This window comes from Aneurinibacillus sp. UBA3580, from assembly GCF_002375825.1.
Lineage (GTDB): Bacteria > Bacillota > Bacilli > Aneurinibacillales > Aneurinibacillaceae > Aneurinibacillus > Aneurinibacillus danicus.
In genome coordinates, this window is record NZ_DFMZ01000107.1 from 6,319 (window position 1) to 6,946 (window position 628).

General features: G+C 46.8%; 1 protein-coding gene. It reads left to right on the top strand.

The window, feature by feature from the left end; translation table 11 throughout:
* On the top strand, nt 1-510 hold a 510-nt coding region (locus tag B2899_RS14890), incomplete at its 5' end, for an HD-GYP domain-containing protein (protein WP_286886829.1).
* Between the last annotated feature and the right edge of the window lie 118 nt (nt 511-628).

Below are 628 nucleotides of genomic sequence, written 5' to 3' on the forward strand. Positions count from 1 at the left end.
GAGCGGGCGAGGGTGGAAAATCATACGGAAGACGGATTTAATATTTTGCGCTACCAGTATGATGTATCGCTTCTATCTGCCCACTGTGCTCTGCAGCATCATGAACGGTATAACGGTTCCGGCTATCCGCGCAAGCTTCAGAAAAACCAGATTCATGAATATGCCCAGATCGTCGGCATGGCCGATGTCTATGATGCTTTAACCTCGCACCGTTCTTATCGCCAGCATTACAGTCCGAACGAAGCGACAGAGTATTTATTCGCGGCGGGAAATTCATTGTTCGATCTGGAATTGGTTCGTTTATTCGTTAAGCATATTGCCGTTTATCCGGTAGCTTCTACAGTTGTTTTAAACACAGGACAAATCGGCGTCGTATCGCGCGTTGACCCGGCGGCTGTGCACAGACCAACCGTGCGTATCGTACAGGAGCGGGATGGCACGCCTCTAGCCTCACCGTATGAAATCGATTTACGCAATCACACCAGCATTGTGATTACCCGGACGCTTTGACACGGAGGAGGGCATATAAATTTTCTATTGACTCTTTTCTAACATTGTTTAATAATGAGAAAAATGAAAACTATAATTCGTTTCTTATCAAGAGCAGGCTGAGGGACTGGCCCAATGA